The organism is Acinetobacter sp. YH12208, assembly GCF_013418055.1.
GTDB classification, from domain to species: Bacteria; Pseudomonadota; Gammaproteobacteria; order Pseudomonadales; family Moraxellaceae; genus Acinetobacter; species Acinetobacter pseudolwoffii.
In genome coordinates this window covers 1-5,506 of the sequence record NZ_VPCT01000038.1, presented here as the reverse complement: position 1 = coordinate 5,506, position 5,506 = coordinate 1, and the positions used below count along the sequence as shown (strand labels likewise).

Below are 5,506 nucleotides of genomic sequence, written 5' to 3'. Positions count from 1 at the left end.
GTAAATTTTCAGCGTTGCTGGCTCCCCGTCAGCCGGATTGGGTTGCATCGCAGGGGTGTCGAAAGAGTCAACTGCGGTCCAAAGCTGTTGGACTTGGGTGAAAAGGGCGTTTATTCTTCCTATACGTAAATTGTATTTGTTTTAGAAAAAGTTTTTGATCATTTGCTTCTTGCTGTGTAAAAGGTTTGTATGCTTGAATTTCTTCAATGATTTCTTTCATTTTTTATTGTCACTTTCCTGTCGTCATCTACTTATCAGCTAAATACCCTTCAGGCATTGGAATCAATTTTTCTGATTCCCGACTGAGGCTCTCCTCTGCTTTCCACCCGGCGATTTTATTTTCCGTTGCTTCGATCACCCCATCAAAAAGAGAATCACTTAATATTAGACGTAGTGGTGGTTCAGGCAATGCCGCAAGTTTTAAGATTGTCTTTGCTGCTAATATAGGGTCACTATCTGTCGCCTGACCCTCCTGTTCTTTTGCGAAGGCATCCATTTGTTGATGCAGTTCTTGATAATCCGGCAAGCGTTTACTATTATGCAGTTTCTTGTAAAGATCTGTCCAATAACCTCCTGGTTCAACAATAGTCACATGAACACCAAAAGGAGCCAGTTCCTGTGCTAAAGCTTCCGTCAATCCTTCTACCGCAAATTTACTAGCACTGTATAGACCTGAAGTCATCCAAGACATGATGCCCCCGATACTACTCATTTGGATAAAACGACCTGATTTGTCTCGCAAAAAAGGAGAAACCGCTTGAGCCGTCCAAAGAGAACCGAAAAAGTTTACATTCATTATCTGACGCGCCTCTTCTTCTGTTGTCTCCTCAATCATTCCTCCAAGCATCATTCCCGCATTACTCAAAGCAATATCGATGCCATTAAATTTTTCTGCTCCCTTAGCAGCAGCGGCTACTACCATGTCTCGTTCTTCAATATCGCCTAAACAGATCAGCAAAGAAGATCCATATTCTGTTTTTAACCTGCTGAGTTTTCCTTCTGTTCTAGAAAAAGAAATGACTTGGTCGCCATTTTCTAATACTAATTTTACTGTCTCAAAACCAATTCCTTTACTTCCACCAGTAATAAACCACGTTCTAGTCATCTGTCCACGCTCCTTTTTTCCTAATTACTCTCAATATGATTATAACAAATTAAAAGGCCAACAATAGACCTCTTTCATAAATCATTTTTTGCTCATTTCCAAGTTGTAGATTCCAGCGATTAAATTGAATCTCAAACCAAGCCTTTTACCTCTATTTCGATAACGCTCAGCAAGGATTTTGAAGGTTTTCAGGCTGCCAAATACATGCTCAATTCCGATTCTTCTTTTATTGATTTCTTGATTATAGATTTTCAATTCAGGATCCAATTTACAGTGTCTTTTGGCTTTTAATGGCAACAGGCTATTCGGATACAACACATAAATCCCCTGATAGCCTTTATCTGCAAGGATAAAAGCCCCAAAAGGAATCTGGTTTAAATTGCGTTTGAACAACTCGAAATCATGCACTGCACCGCGACTGGTACATAAACTTAGAATTTGCTGAGTTTTGTAGTGAATCATGGCCTGTACTTTAAAGGTATGGGTCTTTTTCTTGCCGCTATAGCTTTTCTTCTGTTTTTTTAGGCCTTTGGATTGGAATTTCCGTGGCATCCACGATCACAACATTCCAGTCGATGCCTTCGCCCTCGGGTAAATCTTTGGGTAAATTAAACAGATTGGACCGAATCAGGCAGTCTTCAACATGACGGACAATTCTTGAGGCTGTGGGCTCTGAAACCCCGTAACTCGTCGCAACGTGAAATAAGGTTCGGTATTCCCGCCAATAGCTCAGACAGAGCAGAACCTGATCCTCCAGGCTTAACTTGGGCGGTCTGCCTTTGGCAGAGACATGCTTCTGCAATTGCTCAACCATCAAATAGAAAGTTGACCATGAGATGCCTGTGTATCGCTTGAACTGAGGATCAGAAAGCTTGTTTGAATCGATGTATTTCATCCGCAGATTATGCACGAATGCCAAGAAATCCGGAGTGCAAATATTAACCAAAAAGAAGATCGTTTTTTGATTTATGAAAGAGATCTAATAACTATAGTATCTAATATGCTGATTGTCAGTTATAAAATACTAAGAGTCATTTTATTCAAAAAAAGTTGTGGCAAAAAACTTGCCACAACTTTTTTATTTTGCACGAATCGGGAGCCATATTTGGAACTGTGCATTCTGAGGATTAGCATCTAAATATAATTCGATATCTGGCAATTCAGCATATTCAAAACCTGAAGTTGGTAACCATTCAGTAAAAATCTGCTGTTGCAATTCTTGAATTGCTCCTGGTATAGGACCCGTTCCTGAGAATACCGCCATCCAGCTTTGCGTGATAAAAGCCAGCAATAAAAACCCGCACATATCAGCGCCCATTCCAAGCAGCAACACACCGCGGTCACCCAGTCGCTTTGAAAGAGTGCCGGTTAAAACAGCTTGTACGAATGTATGTGCTGCACCAAAAACGGCCAGCGACACACCTGCTGTGCCAATATCCCAATTCAAGCGCTGTTCGCCATAAATCACCCACAAAGCGGCGGGCGCCTGCCCAATCAGCTGCATAAGAAAAAACAACGCAAAAAAGCTGGCAAGTCCCTGAACTGCAAAATTGAAGCGAAAGCCTTCAAACAAATTGATTTTGGCTGGCTGTCCTTCAGGCGGTTGTGACGGCGTTTTGGGCAACAAGAAAGCCACCAAACAAAAGGCAATTGCATTGAGAAGAGCCCCTGCCACAAAGGGCGCATGCACAGATATATCACTAAGAACACCGCCAATAGCAGGCCCTGCAATCATACCTGCACCAAAACACGCCCCCATAAAACCAAACCAACGCGCACGTTCTTCCTGTTTAGTTGTATCAGCGATAATTGATGCCGCGATTGCACCAGTTGCTCCGGTAACACCTGAGATAATCCGGCCGATATAAAGCACCCATAAAACAGGCGCTGCCGCCATTATGCTATAATCAATCGTGGCACCTAAAAATGAAACCAGCAAAATAATCCGCCGTCCATAGCGGTCAGATAACCGCCCTAAAACGGGCGCGCAAAAGACCTGCATAAACGCATAAAGCGATAAAAAAACACCATAGTGAAATGCTGTTTGCTCTGCCGGTACAAATTCATTTAATAAAGCCGGAACCACCGGCATGATTAATCCCAAACCAATCGCATCAAGCGCGACAACAATGAGTGCGGTTATAAGTGATTTTGACATAGATGTGACTTTTATTTATCATTGATAAGTTGGCGATAAAAAACTTTGTACCTGGCATAAAGCTCGGTGGTGTCAGCGCGTGACCGTACCGGCTTCTTTTGATACTGCCGCCTGGGCGGCTTCTCCTGCTGATCCGGTGACGCCTCAAAGGCTCCCAGCCGCTTTTCCAGGGCAGGCTTGGACAGATCGCGGGACAGGGTGCTGGGCTTGACCATCGTGCCGTCATCGGCCCGGATCACCAACCCGTTACCCCTTGGCGTAATCTCCAGGCCGTTATCACGCATGACCTGGTGCAGCTCCGTCCAGGACTGCGCGGCTTTAATGTCGTCCAGGCATTCGCGCTTGATCCAGCCCACCAGACTTTCCACGCCGGCATGGCGCTCCATGTCGGCGGCCCTCGATGCCGCCCCGCGCTGCTGCGGCCGGTGATTGTCTGCCTCCAGGCCATAGTCCCGTTCCAGCGTCTCGCACAAGTCGGCCAGCGCCAGGTGCGGATAGTACGGTTCGTGCATCGTGTGCCTGGTCGGGTGAATCTTGTTGATGGCAATGTGGATGTGCAGGTTGTCGGTGTCGTTATGCACGGCGCTGATACGCTGATGCTCACCAAACCCTAGCCCTTGGCAAATCCGTTCCTCTATCGCCTTCAAGGTGTCGGCATCGGGATTCTCGCCGGCGCGAAAACTGACAATCAGGTGATAGGTCTTATCGCCCTTGGCCCTGGTGTTCATGTGCTGGGTGGCCAGCACTTCGGTGATGGCATCGCGCACTGAATGCGCCTCGCAATTCGTGACCTGAACATGGCCCAGCCGGTGGTCTTTGCTCTGTGCGTCGGTGATGTATTTAGCCAGGTCGGCAAAGTCTGATTTGCCCAGGGAACGCATGGCAACATGCTTGGCAATCATGATGCTGCCCTGGGTCGCACAATAGATTCCATCAATCGGCTCATTTCGTCCTGGTTGGCCTCAATCCGGGCCAGCAGGCCCAAGACAGTTTCAGCGCTGAACCGGGCCGTTCGGGCATCGTCGGTCAGCCACAATTTCAGCAGACCACCGAGGCGGCCCAGGTCGCCATTGACCCGCACCAGCTCGCGCACGTTCTCGTAATCGGTCACGCCCTGGACGGCGTAACCCTGCCCCACGGCCAGCAAAAAAGCAGACGTACTCAAGCCAGCCGCTTGTGCGTTGGCCTCAATGGCGGCCCGCTCTTCCGGCAGGCAATACACCTTGATCGGCGTGCTGCTTTTTCTCGTTACCTTCTGCTCTGTCGCCTCCATCTTTGGCGTCCTCCTGGTTCTCTTATTCCGGCGTCCGCCGATGGCCCCGCAGGGCAGGATTCCCGTTGAGCGCCGCAGGTGCGAATAAGGGGAAGTGAAGAGGAACACCATGCTTGCATGGTGGGCCTACTTCACACATCCTGCCCGCTTCACCACCACTTTAACATCACTACCATTTACCGGCTATAACCCGTTTTATCGACAAACACAAGCCGATTCCACGCATAAGGCGTGCAATCTGGCTTTAGTCGCCTTACAATCGCTTTAATAGCGATAGAATCGGCATTAAATCGCGGATAAATCGACATATAAAAGGCGGTAGAATCGGCATGACTAAACGGCTTACAGAGCGCATTGCAGCGCAAATGCAGACCCAAAAGCCCACCCGTTCAGGACAGAATCGGGCGGCTTTCCTGGCCCAGCGCGACGACATAAAAGAGGCTTTGACCGATGGCTGGCCGGTAAAAGCCATCTGGAAAACGCTGCACGATGAAGGGAAAATCAGCTTCGGATATGATGCTTTTATCAGCTATGTGAACAGTCTGATTCGGTCGCCAGGCGAGCCTGAAAAGGCCACCGCAAGACCGCCGGCATCCTCCCAACCGGCCCCCAAGAAAGCCACCCCAGCGACACCCAAACCAGTACCATCAGCCAGCCATAAGCCGGGGGAGATTCCCAGCTTCAACTTCAACCCCAGCCCGAACAAAGCGGACTTGATTTGACGCCCCAAGGGGCGGATTGGACGCCAAGAGGGAAGGCATAGCCCGCCCCTCAAGTGTCAATGAACCCCTGGAAATCGACCCCGAAAACAGCCCCCTTCATAGAGGCGGCCTATTAACATTTGAGTGGGAGTGACGGGCACTGGCTGGCAATGTCTAGCAACGGCAGGCATTTCGGCTGAGGGTAAAAGAACTTTCCGCTAAGCGATAGACTGTATGTAAACACAGTATTGCAAGGACGCGGAACATGC

At 48.2% G+C, this 5,506-nt stretch carries 6 protein-coding genes and 2 pseudogenes; 1 reads left to right on the top strand and 7 read right to left on the bottom strand.

The window, feature by feature from the left end; all coding sequences use genetic code 11:
* Positions 1–247 precede the first annotated feature (247 nt).
* From FTU95_RS14675 to traJ, 7 genes and pseudogenes are all read right to left on the bottom strand, one after another.
* Positions 248–1,105, bottom strand: a complete 858-nt coding sequence (locus FTU95_RS14675) for an SDR family NAD(P)-dependent oxidoreductase (RefSeq protein ID WP_120366351.1) — start codon at positions 1,103–1,105, stop codon at positions 248–250.
* An 81-nt stretch (positions 1,106–1,186) separates the two neighbouring features.
* Positions 1,187–1,657: a transposase family protein gene (locus tag FTU95_RS14670; protein ID WP_120366350.1), complete on the bottom strand. Its 471-nt coding sequence runs from the start codon at positions 1,655–1,657 to the stop codon at positions 1,187–1,189.
* Positions 1,605–2,000: a transposase family protein gene (locus FTU95_RS14665; protein ID WP_008306679.1), complete on the bottom strand. Its 396-nt coding sequence runs from the start codon at positions 1,998–2,000 to the stop codon at positions 1,605–1,607. Before FTU95_RS14665 ends, FTU95_RS14670 begins: the two co-directional genes overlap by 53 nt.
* Before the next feature lie 183 nt (positions 2,001–2,183).
* Positions 2,184–2,369, bottom strand: coding sequence for a GyrI-like domain-containing protein (locus FTU95_RS15220; RefSeq protein ID WP_233735431.1), 186 nt, complete (start codon positions 2,367–2,369; stop codon positions 2,184–2,186).
* Positions 2,361–3,263 (bottom strand): annotated as a pseudogene (locus FTU95_RS14660) (TCR/Tet family MFS transporter); the annotation flags it as partial. The pseudogene FTU95_RS14660 and the gene FTU95_RS15220, both read right to left, overlap by 9 nt.
* Before the next feature lie 26 nt (positions 3,264–3,289).
* Positions 3,290–4,165, bottom strand: a pseudogene (gene traI, locus FTU95_RS14655) (TraI/MobA(P) family conjugative relaxase); the annotation flags it as partial.
* Complete coding sequence (gene traJ / locus FTU95_RS14650; protein WP_033472343.1) at positions 4,162–4,536, bottom strand: conjugal transfer transcriptional regulator TraJ; 375 nt, start codon at positions 4,534–4,536, stop codon at positions 4,162–4,164. The gene traJ and the pseudogene traI, both read right to left, overlap by 4 nt.
* A gap of 329 nt (positions 4,537–4,865) precedes the next feature.
* On the opposite strand from traJ, the gene FTU95_RS14645 reads away from it, so the two are divergent.
* Positions 4,866–5,258, top strand: a complete 393-nt coding sequence (locus FTU95_RS14645) for a TraK family protein (protein WP_052928019.1) — start codon at positions 4,866–4,868, stop codon at positions 5,256–5,258.
* The last annotated feature ends 248 nt before the right edge of the window (positions 5,259–5,506 follow it).